Here is an 18,632-nt window from a genome sequence, read left to right as displayed (position 1 = left end):
GGCTTGTTGTTTCGTTACGTCGTTTCCGACACCAACAACGTTCGCGTGCACAAGGCGGTTCCTGAATCCGGCGGCCGTCCGTTTGGCAAGCGTGATTTTTCTTTAGAGCGTCACAGCAGATGCGCGCCCCGCGTGCGTCCAGAGCACCAAAAGCAAACGCCCGCGCCGGGGGAGGGCAGCGGGCGTTCTTTAAATCTCGGTGCCGCTGGAGGGGCGAGTTGCGGGGGGTGCGACATCCGATTGGCGAATAAACGTCGCGCCCTCAAGGGGGTTCCCGGACATGCAAAATTTTGTTTTTTGGAGGAAGACCGAAAAGCTGCAACGGAAAATTCCGCCCTCGATGCGAGAACGAATTGCCTTTCAGAGTGTTATTCGAAGACGCACTTCCTGTTGCCCTCTCGCGGGCCGTAAAAGTGCCCAAGTCAAATTTCGGGCGAGCCAGGGTGACATCCCGTAAGCCGCCTGTAAGACGCTTGTCCAGGGAGCCGATCTCGCTCGGCCTGGCGTCACAGGTTTCGAGGACGAGATGGAGTCATGGGTCGCTGCTAATCTTTTCGGATCCGACGATGGTTCGACCGCAACCAAATCCGGGACTGGTGCTTCTGGCGCTATGACCGAGCTTTCCTATCTCCAAGCGGCCGGCGAAGGTTTGCTGGCGTTTTCGCTGCTCGGTTTGGCGGCCCTTCTGCTCGTGCTCTATTCCCAATCCGAGAGCAGACAGGGCATCGCGCCGACCATGCTCCTGCTGCTCGGCGTCGGCCTGGGCGTTGCCGGGTTTGCCCATCTTGCCGACGTTATCGGTTTCTGGTCCCCGGTCACGGGCATCACCGCGGTGCTGAATATCGTGGCCGGGATTATCAGCCTCGTGGCGCTCGTTCTCGTCTGGCGGTTGCTGCCGAGGCTGCGCGGCGGCTTCGATCGGAAGCTCGAAGCGGAGATCGCCGCCCATTCCCAAACCCGTCAGGCGCTTACCGACGCGGAATCGGAGCTTGAGGTTCGTGTCGCCGCCCACCAGCACGAGCTGGAGCGCCTCAAGCAGCGGTTCGAGATCGCTCTGCGCAATTCGCCCATCGGAGTGTTCACCCAGGACGCGGATATGCGCTTCACCTGGGTGCACAACCCGCCGCCCGGCCTGTCTTCGAAGAACCTGCTCGGCCGGCGCGACGAAGAGGTGCTGCCGCCCAGCGTTGCCGAACCCATCATCGCGGCCAAGAAGAAGGCGATGGCCACCAAGGAGCCTCAGGAGCTGGAGACGAGCTACGAGGCGGGGGGGCGCCAGCGAGCCCTCTATATCCTCATCGAGCCCATGCTCGATAAGGAGGAGAAGCCCACCGGCACCATTTCCGTCGTGGTCGATATCAGCCAGCGCCGGGCCCAGGAGATGCAGCTCCGTCTTCTGCTGCGCGAGCTGACCCATCGGTCGAAAAACCTGCTGGCGGTCATCAACGCCATCGCCCGTCAGACTGCGGCGCGGACCTGTTCCGTCGACGAGTTCCTGGAGAACTTCAATGCGCGTCTTGTGGCAATCGGGACCGCCCACGATCTTCTCGTGGCCGACGATTGGCGCGGCGCGTCCCTGAAGAACCTAGTGAAGACACAGCTCTACACCCATCTGAGGCCGCGCGAAGATCAGATCGAGGTCGAGGGCGAGGACGTCATGCTGAAGCCCGATGCGGTGCAGAATGTCGGGCTGGCCCTCCATGAGCTCTTCATGAACGCCCAGAAATACGGCGCGCTCTCCACCGAGAAGGGCCATGTCAACGTCCACTGGGGCCAGCAGGACGGCCACGGCGTGAGGTTGGTCTGGGAGGAGCGAGGCGGCCCACAAGTGCCGCGTCCCGATTGCGTCGGCTTCGGCCGGATCATGATCGAGAATGTCGTGGGCAAGGCCCTGACCGGGGCGGTGGATCTCACCTTCGATCCGGACGGGGTGCGCTGCAAGATCGATATCCCGCCGAGCCAGCTGATCCCCGACTAAGCTACCAGCCGGCATCGCGCGTCAGGCCGAGGGCGCCTTGAGTAGTGGTGCCGGGCTTTGTGCCAAAAGGCTGAGGGCCAGCGTATTGTTCTAGAGTACATATTTGTGAGTTGCCCGTGTGGTGTGTTGGCCGTTGCAGCCATACGCGCCCCCATCAAATCCAAACCCAGAGAGGGACAAACCGATGAGCATATTTGGGAAGATCGTCGATTCGATATTCGGCAGCAGCGAAGCCAAGGCTGAGGAAGCCAAGTCAGCCGAAGCTCAGGCGGAAGAGGGCAAGGCGCCGACGGCAGCGCCTGGCGAGGCAGCCGCAGCGGAGCCCATCACTGTCGAAGAGGTGGAGACCATCATTGCCAAGATCGATGCGAACCGGCCCGGCGATTACAACTGGAAGCAGTCTATCGTCGATCTGATGAAGCTGCTTGATCTCGACAGCAGCCTCAGCGCGCGCAAGGAGCTTGCCGAAGAGCTCGGTTACACCGGCGCTCTGGACGGCTCTGCCGAGATGAACATCTGGCTGCATAAGGAAGTCATGTCGAAGCTCGCCGAGAGCGGCGGCAAGGTGCCCGACAGCCTCAAGTCGTAGCGAACCGCGTTCTGCGGGAAGTTCCAGAATAGGGGCCAGTGCTTCGCAGAAAGCGCTGGCCTAGTCGTCACTTTGACGGTCCGCATCTGCATCGACAAGACCGCGCTGATTGGCCGGAAGCTCCTTGGGGATCGCCACTTCGAGAGCTTTTCGGACGACTGAAAATTCGGCCGGCGTCTCGCTGCGAACATCACCATCCACGTTTATATGTTTGGGCCGGGTCGTCTTCAGACGCACGGTCTTGGCAGCCTGCCGCTTCAAGGCTTCCAACTCGCCCCCAAGGCCGAACCTCAGGCTCGCAACGCAGGCCACAAGCTCCAGAAAAGTGCCGGGCCGCACCACATAGAAATTCAGCTTCCCGTCGTCGATCGCTGCGTCTTCCGAGACCACGAGGCCGCCGCCGTGGAAGCGGCCGTTGGCGACGCTCACCTGATGGACCATGCCGCTCCAATAGGATTTCTCGTCCACCTCGATGGAGACATAAAAGGGTTTCGCATCGCGGATCGCCTCCCGGAAGCTCACCGCATAGCTCAGCACCCGCAAGTGCCGCTTCAGATCCTTCGTCTGCAGCTCGCTCACCTTCGTGGCAACGCCGACGCTTGCCACGTTGAGGAAGGGATTGCCGTTCACCATCCCAACATCGATGTGATGAGTGCGCTCACCCAGCGCGATTTCCGCCGCCTGGGCCGGATCCTCGGGAATGCTCAAGGTCCGCACGAAATCGTTGGCCGTGCCCAAGGGCAGGATGCCTAAGGGCTTCTTCAGCTCCATCAGGGTGGGGAGGGCCGCGGAGATCGTCCCGTCGCCGCCGCCGATTATGATGCGGTCCGCCTCGGGCCCGTAGGTCTTCAGCGATTCCAGCATGTCCTCGGGACTCTCGGCCTCGATAAGCCTCGCGTCCGGCTCTCCGCCGAACCGGTCCTTGAGATGAGGCATCGCCTCTTCACCGCGGTTGGCGTTGGGATTGATCAGAATGAGCAGGCGCATGAAATTCCAGTCCGGTGGGGCTGAGGCCGCGTGTGGCCGGGAACGGGAGCAAGACCAGGTCGGCGCACGCATAACCTTGTCGTGAACGCCTGTGCGCTGAAGTTGATTTGAAGCGCCCCGAGTTCCATCCCCATCTTACCCTCAAAGAAGCGTGTCGCGTTTCTACAGACGATGCCGGAAAAGGAAAGGCCGATGATCAACAGACGACAACTCGGAATCGGAGTCCTTTCGATCGCTGGCCTGGCGGGGCTCCGCGTGCTGGCCCCACAGGAAACTGCCGCAAAGGCCGGAAAGTTCGAGGTGACCTACACACCGGCCGAATGGAAAGAGCGGCTGACGCCTGCGCAGTATTACATCCTGCGTGAGGAGGGGACCGAGCGTCCCTTCACCAGCCCCCTGAACAAGGAGAAGCGCGCGGGCACCTTCCACTGTGCCGGCTGCAATCAGCCGCTGTTCTCATCGAAAACCAAGTTCGAAAGCGGCACCGGCTGGCCGAGCTTCTGGGCGCCCATCGAAGGCAAGGTCGAGCAGGCCCGGGACACCTCCCTGGGCATGGTCCGTCAGGAAGTCCATTGCAGCCGCTGCGGTGGCCATCTGGGCCACGTCTTCAACGACGGGCCGAAGCCCACGGGCTTGCGCTACTGCATCAACGGCGTAGCGCTCACCTTCGAGGCGGCGTAAGGCGCGCTCGCGCCGATCCGAATTCGATTGTTCTGAGAGAAAATTGGCTCCCCGGGCCGGACTCGAACCAGCGACCCAGCGGTTAACAGCCGCTTGCTCTACCAACTGAGCTACCGGGGAGCAGGGCGCGTCGCAAACCGTCATCGGCGCGACGCGCGTGGGGCGTCATAGCAAAACCGGATTGGCCTTTAAAGGCTTTTACGCATTTCCGGAACGAAGAAACCGCTTCGGCCATTCTGCCTGGGCAATTGAAAGCAGGCATCACGCCGCTTACCTGCGCTTGTCGCCTGCGATTTTCAACGTTTAGCCCGGAGCGCGAAAACCCGCCAATGGCCAAAAAAGTTCGGTTCGGAGAGCGTCACATCCATCTGCCGGGATCGCGCATCCTGCGCATAACCATCGGCGTTCTGCTCGTGATCTGCGGAATTCTGGGATTCCTGCCGATCCTCGGCTTCTGGATGATTCCCTTAGGCCTGCTTGTTCTTTCCGTCGACATTCCCATGGTCCGACGCTGGCGGCGCCAGCTCGTCGTCTGGTGGCATCGCCGGAAGGAGGAGAAGGCGGCACGCAAGGCGAACGCCGCTGATGGTGCCACGAAAAGTGCGGGCACGGGCTCGGCGCGCCTCAAGAAAGAGCCGGCGGAAACGCGCTAGATTTTCTGGGATCGGGAAATGGAGGCCACGCCCGGAATCGAACCGGCTCAGGCTTGCTGCACCTGGCTATAAGAAGCGGGTAGGGGATAGAAGACTTCCGAACCAGAGGCGCCGCCTTTGGCTTTTAGGACGGCAGCGCTTCAGCTTTTCGAAAAACGCAATATCCGCCTCATTGGCGGCGGCAATCTTCTCCCTGACATTGCTGTCGAGCAGAGCGGGACGCTTTGCCTTGTTGGCATGAGGTGTGTCGGCTTCCGAGCCATCGATTTTCCTACGAAGCCTTGCGAGAAGCTGGTCCAGGTTCTCCATCAGACACCAGTCGTCAAAGAAACCTAGCATCTCGATTGCGGCATCAGGGTCTTCCGCCCCAGTTAAGAGGCGGGTCTGCAGGTTCCGGAGGTCCGGCAACTCAGCAAATTCGACAATATCCATGGTCTGGATTTCGTCGTAGCGGAAATGCTTCTCGCAGGATCTGGTGAAGTGGTATTCCGACACCACCCGGTCGACGGGATCGCGGAAGGTGGTGAACTTGTACCGGTCGGAGATGTCACCTGTGTATTGCAGGATCTCGTTCAGAAACCCATGACCGCCAAACGCACCGAGCGCGTCCTTGCGGGCCATCGGCATGGTCTTGAACTCGTCGAATTGCTGGTGCGTGCCGATCTGGAAGACGTTGTTAAATCCATGGATGTCCCAAAGCGTGGTCCACACGGACATGCCGGCACATTTTGGAATGTGCAGGAAGAAGCTTTTCTGCATAACGCCCTCAGCAATCGCGAATTAACCCCCAGCGGAGCGCTCATGGTGATTGGGACACCATAGGGAGCGCTCGCGCCCATATCCATACAATCGAGACTGCTAGTGAGGCGAGCCTTTCTCGCCGGGCTTACGCTTTGTCTACTGCGGGCCGCATTCGTCGGAGGGGACTCTAATCGCTATCCGGCGCGCGCTGACGAGCTGGCGATTGCCGCCATGGCCAAACTCGAAAAGGTGGGGAAGGGGGAACGTTACCTCTAAAACGGGGCGTAAGACACGGACCCGCTCGGCACACTCTGAAAGGTGCTAACCCCTTGAAAAGGAAATGGAGGCCACGCCCGGAATCGAACCGGGGTACACGGATTTGCAGTCCGTTGCGTCACCACTCCGCCACGTGGCCTCAGATATGGAAAGAGCGATGGGATCGCCCTGCACGGCGTTACTAAGTGTCGCGTTTGATTGCGTCAACAAGCCTTCGCTTCCCTAGCGCAAAATCATCGCCAAATCGTAAGCCCGCCGCTAAAGTCCGTCCCATGCCGCAAGAAAATCGAATCAATCATGCGAAGGAGCCCGCAGGCTCCGCGATGTCTCGGGGGATCGATTTCGAGGCGGCCCGCGAGACGATGGTGGAATCCCAGCTTAGGCCCTCCGGCGTGAACGACCGCCGGTTGATCGCCGCCATGGAGAGCCTCCCCAGGGAGCGCTTCGTTGGCAAGGCCAGCCAGGCGTTGGCCTATATGGATGGGGCCGTGCCCGTCGATTCCGGATCCGACGAGATGCCGCGCTATCTGGTGCCGCCTATGGTGCTGGCGCGCATGATCCAAACATCCGAGCCTGACGAGACCGAGCGCGTGCTGGTCGTCGGCTGCGTCAGCGGTTATTCGGTTGCCGTGGTTTCGGCGCTCGCAGGCGAGGTCGTCGGCCTGGAATCGGACGATGCGCTCGCCGCCCAGGCGACGAGCAATCTCAAGGCATTAGACGTAACCAATGCGCGAGTTGTGCACGGGCCGCTCACCGATGGTGCTGCGTCAGAGGGCCCCTATGACCTGATACTTCTGGATGGTAGCGTACCGTCCATTCCAACTGCCTTGGAAGAGCAGGTGAAAGAAGGGGGACGAATAGTCGGGGTCGTGTCGAATGGTGTGCAGGGGACGGTCTTCCTCTTTGTGAAGACCGATGGAGAGCTGGCGGCGCTGCCGCAATTCTCCGCCGGCGCCAAGCCGCTGCCGGGATTCGCACGCGAAGCCGTGTTCGACTTCTAGAGTTCAACCCATACATGCATCGCTGTTGCTCCCTTCACACAGGGTGCTGATGTTTTTCGGAAATTTGGACTTCTGAACGAGTCAGAGTATGTCTAATTGCGCCGCGCTCCCCTATATTGGGACACGGCATGAGGCAAGGGGCCGTCTCATATGCAGGGAATTGGTTTGCGTATTTCTAAAGCCTACGCTGCTCTTAGGCAGGCTGGGCCGCTGGCGGTCGCGCTAGGCGGTGCGCTGCTGACGAGTGGGCCGGCCTATGCCGAGTCCCTACAGCAGGCGCTGGCCAACGCTTATCTCGTCAATCCGACGCTGAACGCCGAGCGCGCGGCCTTGCGCTCGTCCGACGAGAATTTGCCGATCGCGAAATCGAACCTGCGGCCCCAGATCCTCGGCAACGCGTCCAAGAGCTACATCAATCAGAACAGCAACGGGCCGACCGGCGTCGGGACGGGCATTTCCGACGGCACGGGGACGGGCGTCGACTTCACCACGTTTTCCACAGACGGGGTGACGCGGCCCTTCAGCATGGGCGTGACCCTCAGCCAGACCATTTTCGCCGGCTTCCAGAACGTCAACGCCATCCGCCAGGCCAAGTCCGGCATTCAGGCGGCGCGCGAAGCCTTGCGCTATGCCGAGCAGCAGGTGCTGCTCCAGGCCACGATCGCCTATGTCGATGTGGTGCGCGACGAGGCGGTCATCCGCCTGCGCGAGAACAACGTCAACGTGCTCACGGAGCAGCTGAAGCAGACCCGCGACCGGTTCGATGTCGGCGAGGTGACCCGCACCGACGTGGCCCAGGCCGAGGCCCGCCGGGCCGACGCGCTCTCCACCCTGAGCGTTGCCCAGGCCAATCTGAAGTCGAGCCGCGCCACATACGAGCAGATCATCGGCCATCCGCCGCGCAGCCTCGCCAAGCCGACCTCGATCATGCATCTGCTGCCGCGCACCCTGAGCCAGGCCAAGACCCTGGGGGACGGCGAAAATCCGCAGATCCTAAACGCCGTCTATCTGGAAGAGGCCTCCCTCTACGTGGTCAACCAGATCACCGGCGAGCTTCTGCCCCAGGTCAGCCTGGAGGCGGGCTATCAGAAGGATTACGACACCTCGTCCCAGCTGGACGAGCAGGAGGCGACCACGGTCACCGGCCGGGTCACCGTTCCGCTCTATCAGGGCGGCGGCGTTGCGGCCCGCATCCGTCAGGCTAAGGAAGACAATCACCGGCTGAAGAAGCTGGTCGAGGAGGCGCGGCTCGCCGTCCATGCCGATGTGATCTCGTCCTGGGGCGTGCTCCAGTCGACGAGCGCCACGATCCGCTCCGCCGAATCCGCCGTCCGCGCCAACAGAATCGCGCTCGCCGGCGTGCGCGAGGAGGCCCAGGTCGGTCAGCGCACGACCCTCGATGTTTTGAATGCCCAGCTCGAATATCTGGAATCCCAGATCAACCTGGTGACGGCCATTCGCGACCGCGTGGTGGCCGAGTATTCGCTCTATGCCGCTGTCGGGCGCATGGATGCTCAAACTCTCGCCCTTAACGTGCCCTATTACGACCCCTTCGAGCACTATGATACGGTGAAGAACAAGTGGTTCGGCCTGCGGCCTCCGTCGCCGCCTCTGCCTGACGAATAGGCCGTTAACCATAGGCGGAGCCAAGGGTCTGCCAACCAATCCGAGACTTGTACGTTAAGCCTATGTTAAGCTCCGCACGCTTGGGGGTAGAGCAGTCTCGCTTGTGGGCGAGGCGAGTTTTGAATTGCGGCAAGAGGTTTGAGTTATGAGCAGTACCGACCGGGCTCCAGAACCCACCATGGAGGAGATTCTGGCGTCCATCCGGCGCATTATCTCCGAAGAAGAGAACAACGACGCCCCGGACGCGATGGCTGCCGAGGCGGATCAGGACAACGCTCCTGCCGCGCAGGCCCAGCCTGGGATGGCGGAAGATCAGACGGCTGAGGCTGCGCCGGAAAGTACACCCGCCGCCGATGCCGATTCCGCTGACGAGCCCGTCGAAGAGCTCACCATCATGATGGAGCCGGAAGAGGGCGCTTCCGCCGAAGAGGACGAGATCCTCGAGCTTGGCGATCTGAGCGCCAGCGAGCCCGAACAGCCCCAAGAATCTGCTGCACAGGAGTTTCCGTCTCCCGAACAGCCTGCTGCCGAAGAGCCGGCGGCGGAAGACGAGCCTCTTGAGCTGGCGGAAGATGTGAGCTTCCCCTTCCAGGAAGAGGAAGAGCCGGCCGACACCGGCGAGGCCATAGTGCGCGAGACATCCGCGCTCGAAGCCGCCATCGCCGCCCTGAAGGGCGATCAGGCCCGCGCCGACCAAGAGAAGGGCCAAGAGGCGCCAGTCGAAGAGCCGCAGACGGACGCGCCGCAAGCCGCCGTACCGGAGCAGCCCGAAGAAGCCACTGGCCCGAGCGAGACGCCGTTCCCGGCGGAAGAAGCTTCACATGAGCCGTCTCTTGAGTCGGCCCTTCAGGAAGCGGCTGCCGAGGATGACGACACCGATCTGGAGTCCGAGGAAGTCTACGTCGATCCTGAGGATGACGAGACCATCGCCGAGAACGCCGCCGCCTTCCTTGGCGCCCATGCCGCGGAGCGCCGCAACGGCGCCGGCCAGCATCGCGATACGGCCGATTTCGGCTATGTCGCCGCCGGCGGTCCTCTGGAAGAGACGGTGAAGGCCATGCTTCGGCCGATGCTTCGCGAGTGGCTCGACCAGAATATGGACCGGCTGCTTCAGGAAGCGCTCCACGAGGAGCTACAGGCGGAAGCCAAGCCCGAAGCTGAGCCGCACCGAAACTAGCGATCGGCCGGGCGCGAGGCCCGGCCCGCTAACGCGCCCTCCAGCCAGGCACACCTAAAGCAGCCAGCACGCTTGTGCGTCTGGGTGACACTGCATCTGCAGTGCCGCAGCCCATTTTGTCGCCCCCCTTGTGCTTGCGCTCCCTTCCGCTCTATTCAGACCTCCCAATTTGAAAGCGAACCAGCTGGCGGCCGATGGCGCCGGCGACTGACACGAGAGTTTCCGGCGCCATGCTCGACAAGACCTACCAGCCCGCTTCCCTCGAAGAGGCGATCTTCCGTGCCTGGGAAGAGGCGGACGCCTTCTCGGCCGGAGCTGGGAGCGATGGCGGCCAAGCCTATTCCATCGTCATTCCACCGCCCAACGTCACTGGCTCTCTCCATATGGGCCACGCCCTGAACAACACGCTTCAGGACATCCTGGTCAGGTTCGAGCGCATGCGGGGCAAGGACGTGCTCTGGCAGCCCGGCATGGACCATGCGGGCATCGCCACCCAGATGGTCGTCGAGCGCCAGCTCATGGAGCATCAGGAGCCGGACCGCCGCAGCCTGGGACGCGAGAAGTTCGTCGAGCGCGTCTGGCAATGGAAGGAAGAGTCCGGCGGCAAGATCCTGTCCCAGCTGAAGCGCCTCGGCTGCTCCTGCGACTGGACCCGCGAGCGTTTCACCATGGATGACGGCCTGTCGGAGGCCGTTCGCAAGGTCTTCGTCGAGCTGTACGAGGCCGGGCTGATCTACAAGGACAAGCGCCTGGTCAATTGGGATCCCAAGCTCCTCACCGCCATCTCCGATCTCGAGGTCGAGCAGGTCGAGATCAACGGCCATCTCTGGCATTTCCGCTATCCGCTGGAAGGCGTCACGTTCGATGCCGAGGACCCGTCCACCTACATCGTCGTCGCCACGACCCGGCCTGAGACCATGCTGGGCGACACGGCCGTCGCCGTTCACCCGGAGGACGAGCGCTACACCGATCTGATCGGCAAGAACGTCATCCTGCCTCTGGTCGGCCGCCGCATTCCCATCGTCGCGGACGAGTATTCTGATCCCGAGAAGGGCTCCGGCGCGGTGAAGATCACCCCCGCCCACGACTTCAACGACTTTGAGGTCGGCAAGCGTCACGATCTGCCCATGATCAGCATCCTCGATGTCGAGGGAAACATGGTTCTTGAGGGCAACGAGGACTTCACCCGCGATGTCAGCGAGAGTCCGGAACTGATTCAGACGACTCAGGAATTGCACGGCCAGGACCGCTTCGCAGCGCGGAAAGCCGTCGTCGCCATGATGGACGAGCGGGGACTCTTGGCGGACATCGAAGACAACCGACACGCCGTTCCCCACGGCGACCGCTCCGGCGTCGTCATCGAGCCCTTCCTGACCGACCAGTGGTATGTCGACGCCAAGACGCTAGCGAAACCTGCCATCGCGGCCGTCCGCAACGGCCAGACCGGATTCACCCCGAAGAACTGGGAGAACACCTATTTCCACTGGATGGAGAACATCCAGCCCTGGTGCATCTCCCGCCAGCTCTGGTGGGGCCATCAGATCCCTGCCTGGTACGGACCCGACGGCACGGTCTTCGTCGCCACCGACGAGGCGGAAGCGAAAGAGAAGGCGAAAGCCCATTATGGCGAGGCGACCGCGGTGTCCCAGGACGAAGACGTCCTCGACACGTGGTTCTCCTCCGGGCTCTGGCCGTTCTCGACCCTGGGCTGGCCAGACGAGACCGATGCGCTGAAGCGCTACTACCCGACGTCCGTCCTGGTCACCGGCTTCGACATCATCTTCTTCTGGATCGCCCGCATGATGATGCTGGGCCTCCACTTCATGGAGGAGGTCCCGTTCCACCGGGTCTACATCCACGCCCTGGTCCGCGACGAGAAGGGCCAGAAGATGTCGAAATCCAAGGGGAATGTCATCGATCCCCTTGATTTGATTGAGCAATATGGCGCAGACGCGTTGCGGTTCACACTCGCGGCCATGGAGGCCCAGGGCCGGGACATCAAACTCTCCACCGCCCGGGTCGAGGGCTATCGGAACTTCGCCACCAAGCTTTGGAACGCCGCGCGCTTCGCCCAAATGAACGAATGCGCGCCCGTCGAAGGCTTCGATCCGAAGAGTGCCGAGCTCACCGTCAATCGCTGGATTGCGGGAGAGAGTGAACGCGCCGCGGCCAAGGTCACCGAGTCGCTGGAGAATTTCCGCTTCAACGACGCCGCCGGCGCCATCTACCACTTCCTGTGGCACATCTTCTGCGATTGGTATCTGGAACTGATCAAGCCGGTCCTCATGGGCGACGACGAGGATGCCAAGCGCGAGACCCGCGCCATGGCCGGCTTCGTGCTCGACCGCGCCCTGAAGCTGCTGCACCCCTTCATGCCCTTCGTCACCGAAGAGCTCTGGGCCAAGATGGCGGCAGACGCCGAGGGCAGGGAGCAGGTCCTCATGCTGAGCCCCTGGCCGAAGCATGAGGGGCTCGAGAATGCTGACGCCGATGCGGAAATCGACTGGGTCATCCGCTTTGTCACGGAAGTCCGCTCCGTTCGCGCCGAGATGAATGTCCCGGCGGGCGCCCGCGTGCCGCTCATCGTCTCCGGTGCAGGCGCCGAATCGGAAGCCCGGCTCGCCCGGCACGACGAGACCTTGAAGCGGCTGGCCCGCCTTGAGAGCATCGAGACCGGCGAGGCGCCCAAGGGCGCGCTCCAGATCGTGCTGGACGAGGCGATTCTCGCCCTGCCGCTTGCTGGCGTCATCGATGTCGAGGCGGAATCGGCCCGGCTCAAGAAGGAGATCGAGAAGGTCTCCAAGGAAATCGGCCAGCTCGACGCCAAGCTCGCCAACGAGAAGTTCGTCTCCCGTGCCCCGGAGCACGTGGTCGAGGAGCAGCGCGAGCGGAAATCCGATGCGGAAGCCACCGTTGCCCGCCTGAATCAGGCCCTCGACCGGCTCCAGACCGTCCTTTAGGCCCGACCGCGCTTTAGGCACCTGTTTGGCGCCTTTCCGAGCACTTGCCGGAATCTTGTTAGACTGTGCCAAATGCGCAACAAAGTGAGGCATTTACGCCTCCTTTGCGCCATAAAACATTGATACCCGCTGACCTTAACAGGAAAGAAGCCGTACCAGGTGTATTGGGGTGCCTGGAAGGCGGCTCGCCCGGTTCAAAAACCGGGTCTTGAGGCCAGTTGAGTGAGGTTGGGGAAAATGATGGCAGGCCCTTCTGCCGCCATCTTTTCGGGATCATTGGGGACGCTCCCATCGGACGCCGAGGAATGGACGCTAAAACCTTCGATAAGTCGCGCCTGCCGAGCCGGCATGTGACGGAGGGGCCCAGCCGGGCTCCGCATCGTTCCTATTATTACGCCATGGGTCTGTCGGGTAAGCAGATCCATCAGCCCTTCGTGGGCGTGGCGACCTGCTGGAACGAAGCCGCCCCGTGCAACATCTCGCTGATGCGCCAGGCTCAGGCCGTGAAGCAGGGCGTCTCGTCCGCCCAAGGGACCCCGCGCGAATTCTGCACCATCACCGTCACCGACGGCATCGCCATGGGCCACCAGGGCATGAAATCCTCGCTGCCGTCCCGCGAGGTGATCGCCGATTCTGTTGAGCTCACCATGCGCGGCCATTGCTATGACGCGCTGGTCGGCATGGCCGGCTGCGACAAGTCTCTGCCCGGCATGATGATGGCCATGGTCCGCCTCAACGTGCCGTCCATCTTCATCTATGGCGGCTCGATCCTGCCCGGCACCTTCAAGGGCAAACCCGTCACGGTTCAGGACGTCTTCGAGGCGGTCGGTCAGCACTCCGTCGGCAACATGTCCGACGAGGATCTGCAGGCGCTGGAAGAGGTCGCATGTCCGTCCGCCGGCGCCTGCGGCGCCCAGTTCACCGCCAACACCATGGCCATGGTCTCCGAGGCCATCGGTCTGGCGCTGCCGTACTCGGCCGGCGCGCCTGCGCCTTACGCCATGCGCGACAGCTTCTGCCACACGGCTGGCGCCAAGGTGATGGATCTCATCGCCATGAATATCCGCCCCCGGGACATCGTGACCCGCAAGGCGCTTGAGAACGCTGCGGCGGTCGTTGCGGCCTCCGGCGGCTCTACCAACGCGGCGCTGCATCTGCCGGCCATCGCCAATGAATGCGGCATCGAGTTCGACCTGTTCGACGTCGCCGAGATCTTCCGCAAGACGCCTTACATCGCCGATCTGAAGCCGGGCGGCCGCTACGTCGCCAAGGATCTGTTCGAGGCTGGCGGCATCCCGCTCGTCATGAAGACCCTGCTGGAGCACGGCTTCATGCATGGCGACTGCCTGACCGTCACCGGCCGCACCATCGACGAGAACATGGCCCGCGTTGAGTGGAATCCGGATCAGGACGTCGTCTACCCGGCCAACAAGCCGATCTCCAAGACCGGTGGCGTTGTCGAGCTGCGCGGCAGCCTCGCGCCCGAAGGCGGCATCGTGAAGGTCGCCGGCCTGGCCAATCAGAAATTCCGCGGCCCCGCCCGCTGCTTCGACTGCGAGGAGGACGCCTTCGCGGCCGTCAGCAAGAAGGAATACAAAGAGGGCGAAGTTCTCGTCATCCGCTACGAAGGCCCCAAGGGCGGCCCCGGCATGCGCGAGATGCTCGCCACCACGGCAGCGCTCTACGGCCAGGGCATGGGCGACAAGGTCGCGCTGATCACCGACGGACGCTTCTCCGGTGCCACCCGTGGCTTCTGCGTGGGCCATGTCGGCCCAGAAGCGGCGGTCTGTGGCCCCATCGCCCTGATCCGCGATGGCGACATGATCACTCTCGACGCGGAGAAGGGGATTCTCGACCACGAGCTCTCCGAGGCCGAACTCGAAGAACGCAAGAAGGACTGGAAAGAGCCGGCGCCCAAATTCGGGTCCGGTGCGATCTGGAAATATGCCGAGCAGGTGGGGCCCGCCCGTGACGGCGCGGTGACCCATCCCGGCGGCAAAGCGGAAGTGAACTGCTATGCAGATGTCTAGCCGAGTGGCTCTGGTCACAGCCGCGGCCGGCGTCCTTGCCTTCTGGCTGAACCCGGCGCCGGCGGAGACTCCCGCCCAGCGGAGCAACACGGCCGATGCCGTGGCGGCCGGCGTGTTTTCCTCTGCCACCGCCGCCTATCGCGAAGGCGTGTCCGCCGTTCAGTCGGGCGCCATCGAAAAGGGCCTGCCGGCGCTTCGCTTCGCCGCCGATCGCGGCGTGCTGGGCGCGCAGCTTCGCCTGGCCGAGCTTTACGCCAAGGGCGGTCCCGTGCCGAAGGACGATGCCCAGGCCTTCACCTATTACCGGCAGATCGCCGACACCTATGCCGAGATCCGGCCTCGGAGCCCGGTGGCGAAATACGTCGCCGACGCCTTCGTGGCCCTCGGCCGCTATCAGCTCGCAGGCATTCCGCAGATCGGGCTGCAGGCCAATCCGAAGCGCGCCGCCGATCTGTTCGGTCATGCGGCCAGCTATTTCGGCGATGCCGAAGCCCAGTACGAGCTCGCTCAGCTTTACCTCGCCGGCAACGGCGTGAAGCGCAATCTGCGCCTCGGCGCCAACTGGCTCGCCATGGCGGCCCGCAAGCAGCATCCTGAATCCCAGGCAATGCTGGGCGAGATGCTGTGGCGGAGCGAGAAGGGGAGCAGCCGCTATGTGCGCGGCCTGGCCCTGATCGCGCTCGCGCACCACAACGCCGTCACCTCCGGCACCGAGCCGGAGTGGATCAAGGATCTCTACGCTGAGGCCTTCAGCGATATCGACGACGAGACACGCCAGGCGGTCGAAGCGACGACCCCGCGCTGGGGTGGCCCCCGGGTCGCCATCGTGCCCGCGCACGAGCAGCACGAAGAGATGGCCGAGGATCGCTCAATCGGATCGCGCATCGGAGGCTTCATCCTGGGCGGCGTAGGCGGCGGCTCGGACCTCGAAGAGGATCCCGCCCTGTCTGCTCAGACGATTTCCGGCGATGCCATTGTCGCGCCCGAAGGGATCGGCGAGCCGATCATCAGCCTCCAGGGGCTGAATGCGGAAGCCGATGAGAACAGCATGCCGGTTTCTGCCGAAGCGGCAGCGCCCGTCATGCCGTCGGACATGACCGGCGGAGCGAACGCCATGGGCGTTTCCATGGGCTTCAGCGGTAGCGTCGGGGCCGGCCTCCAATAGGGCAAGCCGCTCCAAGCGAACCGAACCTTTAGACCGAAAGCTCGATCCAGATCGGCACGTGATCCGACGGCTTCTCCCAGCCGCGGGGCGCGGTATCGATCTCGCAGGACCGCAATAGGTCTGCGGCCTGGGGCGACAGCAGCAGATGATCGATCCGCAAACCGCGGTTCTTCTGCCAGGCGCCGGCCTGATAATCCCAGAACGTATATTGATGCGCCTCGTCGTGGCAGGCGCGGAAAGCGTCCGTCAGGCCGAGATTGAGCAGGCTGCGAAAGCGCGCGCGTGTCTCCGGTTTGAACAGCGCATCGTCCACCCAGGCCGCCGGATTGTAGACGTCGTCGGGCATGGGGATGACATTGTAGTCGCCCGCCATGACCATCGGCTCCTCATAGGTGAGGAGCTCCGCCGCGCGCGCCTTCAGCCGGTCCATCCAGGCGAGCTTGTAATCGTATTTCGGCCCGTCCGCCGGATTGCCGTTGGGCAGATAGAGATTGGCGATCCGCACCACGCCAGAGGGCACCGAGACGACGGCCTCCAGATAGCGGGCCTGCTCGTCCTCATCGTCGCCGGCAAGCCGGGGCGTCGCCTCGTCGAAGGGAAGCTTTGAGAGCAGGGCGACGCCGTTGAAGCCCTTCTGGCCATGCACGGCGACGTTATAGCCGAGCTCCTCGAACAGCTCGGAAGGGAAGGCCTCGTCCACGCATTTGATCTCCTGCAGGCAGGCGATGTCGGGGGAGGCGTCCTTCAGCCAGGTCAGCAGCGTGTCGATCCGGGCCTTGATGCCGTTGATGTTCCAGGTCGCGATTTTCATGGGACGATTGTCCTACCATTAAGCAGGACGTCATGGCCCGGCCTTGTGCCGGGCATCCACGATTTTCTGGACGTCAGGCAAGACGTGGATGGCCGGAATCGGCTTCGCCTTACTCTCACTTGTCATTGCCCGGCTTGACCGGGCAATCCAGTAACCCCGGCGCTCAATATCGTGGAAGACAGGGGTTACTGGATCCCTGCTTGCGCAGGGATGACGGCAGAATGCGTCGAGCCGGGCTGCACCGCAGCCAGCGTCTAAAGCGAGAAGCTGGTGCCGCAGCCGCAGGACGCGGTGGCGTTGGGATTGTTGACCTTGAAATGGGCGCCGATCAGATCGTCCACGAAGTCGATCTCGCTCCCCTCCACGAAGGGCACCGACATGGGATCGATGATCACCCGCGCGCCGTCGCGCCCGATATCGATATCGTCGTCCTCGCGTTCCTTCACGAGGTCGAACCGGTACTGGAAGCCCGAGCAGCCGCCGCCCTCGACGGTGACCCGGAGCACGGTGTCTTGGGATTCCGCCTTCAGGATCTCGTTGATCCGCTGAACGGCGCTGTCGCTTATGGTGATGGACGCTTCAGTCATCCTAAGGTAGGTCTGTCCGCGATTGAGAGAGTTCAAGTGCAGTCGTGCGAAAGGCTGAAAGCCTGTCGCCTCAATACCATACCAGAGAGATAGGGGTACGGCCCGGCTTGTCAATCGCTGACGGGCCGTTCGAGACGCTGACTGACCACCTGAAAATCCAAGATCCGGGCGCTGTGACCCAGGCTTTTGGTCGCGCAGCCTTCGCTGTAGATCCGGCGAAAAGTCGCGGGCGCTACGAGCCGGAGCCGAAAAGCGCGACGCGCTCGCCGTTTCAGCGAGACCGGGACCGGATCGTCCATGCGACAGCCTTCCGGCGGCTCACCCACAAGACCCAGGTCTTCATCTATCACGAGGGCGATCACTACCGCACAAGGCTGACCCACAGCTTGGAGGTGGCCCAGATCGCCCGCTCCATGGCCCGCAGCCTCGCCCTGGATGAGGATTTGACGGAGGCGGTCGCGCTGGCCCACGACCTCGGCCATTCGCCCTTCGGCCATGCCGGAGAGCGGGCGCTCGACCGGGCCATGCAAGGGGCGGGGGGCTTCGATCACAACGCGCAGAGCCTGCGCGTCGTCACCGAGCTTGAGCAGAAGTATGCCGGCTTCGACGGGCTGAACCTCACCTGGGAGACCCTCGAAGGGCTGGTGAAGCATAACGGTCCGCTGGAGGGGCCGGAGGCGGAAGAGGACGAGGTGCCCGCACCGGTCCTCAATTACAACGCCAAGCATGATCTGGAGCTCGGCACCTACGCCTATCTGGAATCCCAACTCGCCAGCCTTGCCGACGACATCGCCTACAACAATCACGACGTGGATGACGGCTACCGCTTCGGCTGCTTCGCATTCGAGGAGCTGGGGGAGGTGCCCCTGGTCGGCGTGATCCTCGATGAGCTGCAATGGCGCTATCCGGGCCTCGAGACCCCGCGGCTCCTGAACGAGCTGAACCGCAGACTGATCACCCGGATGATCAACGATGCGCGCATCGAGACCTGCAAGCGGCTCGAAGCGCTGGTACCGAAAGATGCCGACGCCATCCGCTTCGCCGGCCGTCCGACCGCTGCCTTCTCAGAAGAGATGACCGCCGAGCTCGATACGCTTCGGCATTTCCTCACCGAGCGCGTCTATCGCCACGACCGCGTCATGGCGATCATGCGACGAGCCGAGCAGGTGGTCGCCGATCTCTTCCAGCGCTATAACGACGACGCCAGCGCCTTGCCGCCCAACTGGAGCGACCAGGCGCCGGATCGCGGCTCGCCCGCCTATGCCCGCCATATCTGCGATTTCATCGCCGGCATGACCGACCGCTATGCGCTCGCCGAGCATGCCCGGCTGTTTGACGTGACCCCAGACTTGCGCTAGGGGCGCGCCGCT

14 protein-coding genes, 2 tRNA genes and 1 pseudogene are annotated in these 18,632 nt (G+C 63.0%); 11 read left to right on the top strand and 6 right to left on the bottom strand.

Features of this window, described 5'->3' with window-relative positions; genetic code table 11:
* Positions 1 to 610: 610 nt before the first annotated feature.
* Both ACFQ2F_RS10525 and ACFQ2F_RS10520 read left to right on the top strand, forming a co-directional pair.
* Positions 611 to 1,978, top strand: coding sequence for an HWE histidine kinase domain-containing protein (locus tag ACFQ2F_RS10525; protein WP_379089606.1), 1,368 nt, complete (start codon positions 611 to 613; stop codon positions 1,976 to 1,978).
* 184 nt (positions 1,979 to 2,162) lie between these two features.
* Positions 2,163 to 2,567: a DUF3597 domain-containing protein gene (locus tag ACFQ2F_RS10520; RefSeq protein WP_379089604.1), complete on the top strand. Its 405-nt coding sequence runs from the start codon at positions 2,163 to 2,165 to the stop codon at positions 2,565 to 2,567.
* Between the two features lie 60 nt (positions 2,568 to 2,627).
* Here ACFQ2F_RS10520 and ACFQ2F_RS10515 read toward each other — a convergent pair whose 3' ends face one another.
* Positions 2,628 to 3,554 carry a lipid kinase gene (locus ACFQ2F_RS10515; RefSeq protein ID WP_379089602.1) on the bottom strand — a complete coding sequence of 309 codons (927 nt, stop codon included), beginning with the start codon at positions 3,552 to 3,554 and terminating at the stop codon, positions 2,628 to 2,630.
* Positions 3,555 to 3,746: 192 nt separating this feature from the next.
* Between ACFQ2F_RS10515 and msrB the strand changes: the two genes are divergently transcribed.
* Positions 3,747 to 4,235, top strand: a complete 489-nt coding sequence (gene msrB / locus ACFQ2F_RS10510) for a peptide-methionine (R)-S-oxide reductase MsrB (protein WP_379089600.1) — start codon at positions 3,747 to 3,749, stop codon at positions 4,233 to 4,235.
* Between the two features lie 44 nt (positions 4,236 to 4,279).
* Here the strand turns inward: msrB and ACFQ2F_RS10505 are convergent.
* A tRNA-Asn gene (locus ACFQ2F_RS10505) sits at positions 4,280 to 4,355 on the bottom strand.
* A 209-nt stretch (positions 4,356 to 4,564) separates the two neighbouring features.
* On the opposite strand from ACFQ2F_RS10505, the pseudogene ACFQ2F_RS10500 reads away from it, so the two are divergent.
* Positions 4,565 to 4,786: pseudogene (locus ACFQ2F_RS10500) on the top strand (hypothetical protein); the annotation flags it as partial.
* A 168-nt stretch (positions 4,787 to 4,954) separates the two neighbouring features.
* Here ACFQ2F_RS10500 and ACFQ2F_RS10495 read toward each other — a convergent pair.
* Together ACFQ2F_RS10495 and ACFQ2F_RS10490 are read right to left on the bottom strand one after the other, a co-directional pair.
* A complete protein-coding gene (locus ACFQ2F_RS10495; protein WP_379089597.1) occupies positions 4,955 to 5,647 on the bottom strand; it encodes a sulfotransferase family 2 domain-containing protein in 693 nt (230 codons plus the stop codon).
* A gap of 323 nt (positions 5,648 to 5,970) precedes the next feature.
* A tRNA-Cys gene (locus ACFQ2F_RS10490) sits at positions 5,971 to 6,044 on the bottom strand.
* A gap of 184 nt (positions 6,045 to 6,228) precedes the next feature.
* On the opposite strand from ACFQ2F_RS10490, the gene ACFQ2F_RS10485 reads away from it, so the two are divergent.
* The 6 genes from ACFQ2F_RS10485 to ACFQ2F_RS10460 all read left to right on the top strand — a co-directional run bounded on the left by ACFQ2F_RS10485 (position 6,229) and on the right by ACFQ2F_RS10460 (position 15,864).
* Complete coding sequence (locus ACFQ2F_RS10485; protein ID WP_379089595.1) at positions 6,229 to 6,906, top strand: protein-L-isoaspartate O-methyltransferase family protein; 678 nt, start codon at positions 6,229 to 6,231, stop codon at positions 6,904 to 6,906.
* Positions 6,907 to 7,071: 165 nt separating this feature from the next.
* Positions 7,072 to 8,532, top strand: a complete 1,461-nt coding sequence (locus ACFQ2F_RS10480; RefSeq protein ID WP_379089593.1) for a TolC family outer membrane protein — start codon at positions 7,072 to 7,074, stop codon at positions 8,530 to 8,532.
* Between the two features lie 145 nt (positions 8,533 to 8,677).
* The gene (locus ACFQ2F_RS10475; RefSeq protein ID WP_379089590.1) at positions 8,678 to 9,709 is read left to right on the top strand and encodes a DUF2497 domain-containing protein; all 1,032 of its coding nucleotides are present in this window, start codon (positions 8,678 to 8,680) and stop codon (positions 9,707 to 9,709) included.
* Between the two features lie 230 nt (positions 9,710 to 9,939).
* The gene (locus ACFQ2F_RS10470) at positions 9,940 to 12,669 is read left to right on the top strand and encodes a valine--tRNA ligase (protein WP_379090679.1); all 2,730 of its coding nucleotides are present in this window, start codon (positions 9,940 to 9,942) and stop codon (positions 12,667 to 12,669) included.
* 305 nt (positions 12,670 to 12,974) lie between these two features.
* Positions 12,975 to 14,699, top strand: a complete 1,725-nt coding sequence (ilvD, locus tag ACFQ2F_RS10465) for a dihydroxy-acid dehydratase (RefSeq protein ID WP_379089588.1) — start codon at positions 12,975 to 12,977, stop codon at positions 14,697 to 14,699.
* Positions 14,692 to 15,864 (top strand): tetratricopeptide repeat protein, encoded by a 1,173-nt coding sequence (locus ACFQ2F_RS10460; protein WP_379089586.1) that lies wholly within the window; start codon positions 14,692 to 14,694, stop codon positions 15,862 to 15,864. The genes ilvD and ACFQ2F_RS10460 overlap by 8 nt, the downstream gene beginning before the upstream one ends.
* Positions 15,865 to 15,892: 28 nt before the next feature.
* On the opposite strand, the gene xth is transcribed toward ACFQ2F_RS10460, so the two are convergent.
* Positions 15,893 to 16,675, bottom strand: a complete 783-nt coding sequence (gene xth, locus ACFQ2F_RS10455) for an exodeoxyribonuclease III (RefSeq protein ID WP_379089584.1) — start codon at positions 16,673 to 16,675, stop codon at positions 15,893 to 15,895.
* Positions 16,676 to 16,929: 254 nt separating this feature from the next.
* Positions 16,930 to 17,262 (bottom strand): iron-sulfur cluster insertion protein ErpA, encoded by a 333-nt coding sequence (gene erpA / locus ACFQ2F_RS10450; RefSeq protein ID WP_379089581.1) that lies wholly within the window; start codon positions 17,260 to 17,262, stop codon positions 16,930 to 16,932.
* 155 nt (positions 17,263 to 17,417) lie between these two features.
* Here erpA and ACFQ2F_RS10445 point away from each other — a divergent pair, with 155 nt between their 5' ends.
* Positions 17,418 to 18,620: a deoxyguanosinetriphosphate triphosphohydrolase gene (locus tag ACFQ2F_RS10445; protein ID WP_379090677.1), complete on the top strand. Its 1,203-nt coding sequence runs from the start codon at positions 17,418 to 17,420 to the stop codon at positions 18,618 to 18,620.
* Positions 18,621 to 18,632: the final 12 nt, after the last annotated feature.

Source organism: Methyloligella solikamskensis (assembly GCF_042676065.1).
Lineage (GTDB): Bacteria > Pseudomonadota > Alphaproteobacteria > Rhizobiales > Methyloligellaceae > Methyloligella > Methyloligella solikamskensis.
The sequence above is the reverse complement of the archived record's forward strand: the minus strand, read 5'-3'. Positions and strand labels throughout refer to the sequence as shown.

What these genes read in the sequence shown, in the direction of transcription:
- ACFQ2F_RS10525 (WP_379089606.1), top strand. Translation starts at nt 611, where the DNA reads ATGACCGAGCTTTCCTATCTCCAAGCGGCCGGCGAAGGTTTGCTGGCG.
- ACFQ2F_RS10520 (WP_379089604.1), top strand. Translation starts at nt 2,163, where the DNA reads ATGAGCATATTTGGGAAGATCGTCGATTCGATATTCGGCAGCAGCGAA.
- ACFQ2F_RS10515 (WP_379089602.1), bottom strand. Translation starts at nt 3,554, where the DNA reads ATGCGCCTGCTCATTCTGATCAATCCCAACGCCAACCGCGGTGAAGAG.
- msrB (WP_379089600.1), top strand. Translation starts at nt 3,747, where the DNA reads ATGATCAACAGACGACAACTCGGAATCGGAGTCCTTTCGATCGCTGGC.
- ACFQ2F_RS10495 (WP_379089597.1), bottom strand. Translation starts at nt 5,647, where the DNA reads ATGCAGAAAAGCTTCTTCCTGCACATTCCAAAATGTGCCGGCATGTCC.
- ACFQ2F_RS10485 (WP_379089595.1), top strand. Translation starts at nt 6,229, where the DNA reads ATGTCTCGGGGGATCGATTTCGAGGCGGCCCGCGAGACGATGGTGGAA.
- ACFQ2F_RS10475 (WP_379089590.1), top strand. Translation starts at nt 8,678, where the DNA reads ATGAGCAGTACCGACCGGGCTCCAGAACCCACCATGGAGGAGATTCTG.
- ACFQ2F_RS10470 (WP_379090679.1), top strand. Translation starts at nt 9,940, where the DNA reads ATGCTCGACAAGACCTACCAGCCCGCTTCCCTCGAAGAGGCGATCTTC.
- ilvD (WP_379089588.1), top strand. Translation starts at nt 12,975, where the DNA reads ATGGACGCTAAAACCTTCGATAAGTCGCGCCTGCCGAGCCGGCATGTG.
- ACFQ2F_RS10460 (WP_379089586.1), top strand. Translation starts at nt 14,692, where the DNA reads ATGTCTAGCCGAGTGGCTCTGGTCACAGCCGCGGCCGGCGTCCTTGCC.
- xth (WP_379089584.1), bottom strand. Translation starts at nt 16,675, where the DNA reads ATGAAAATCGCGACCTGGAACATCAACGGCATCAAGGCCCGGATCGAC.
- erpA (WP_379089581.1), bottom strand. Translation starts at nt 17,262, where the DNA reads ATGACTGAAGCGTCCATCACCATAAGCGACAGCGCCGTTCAGCGGATC.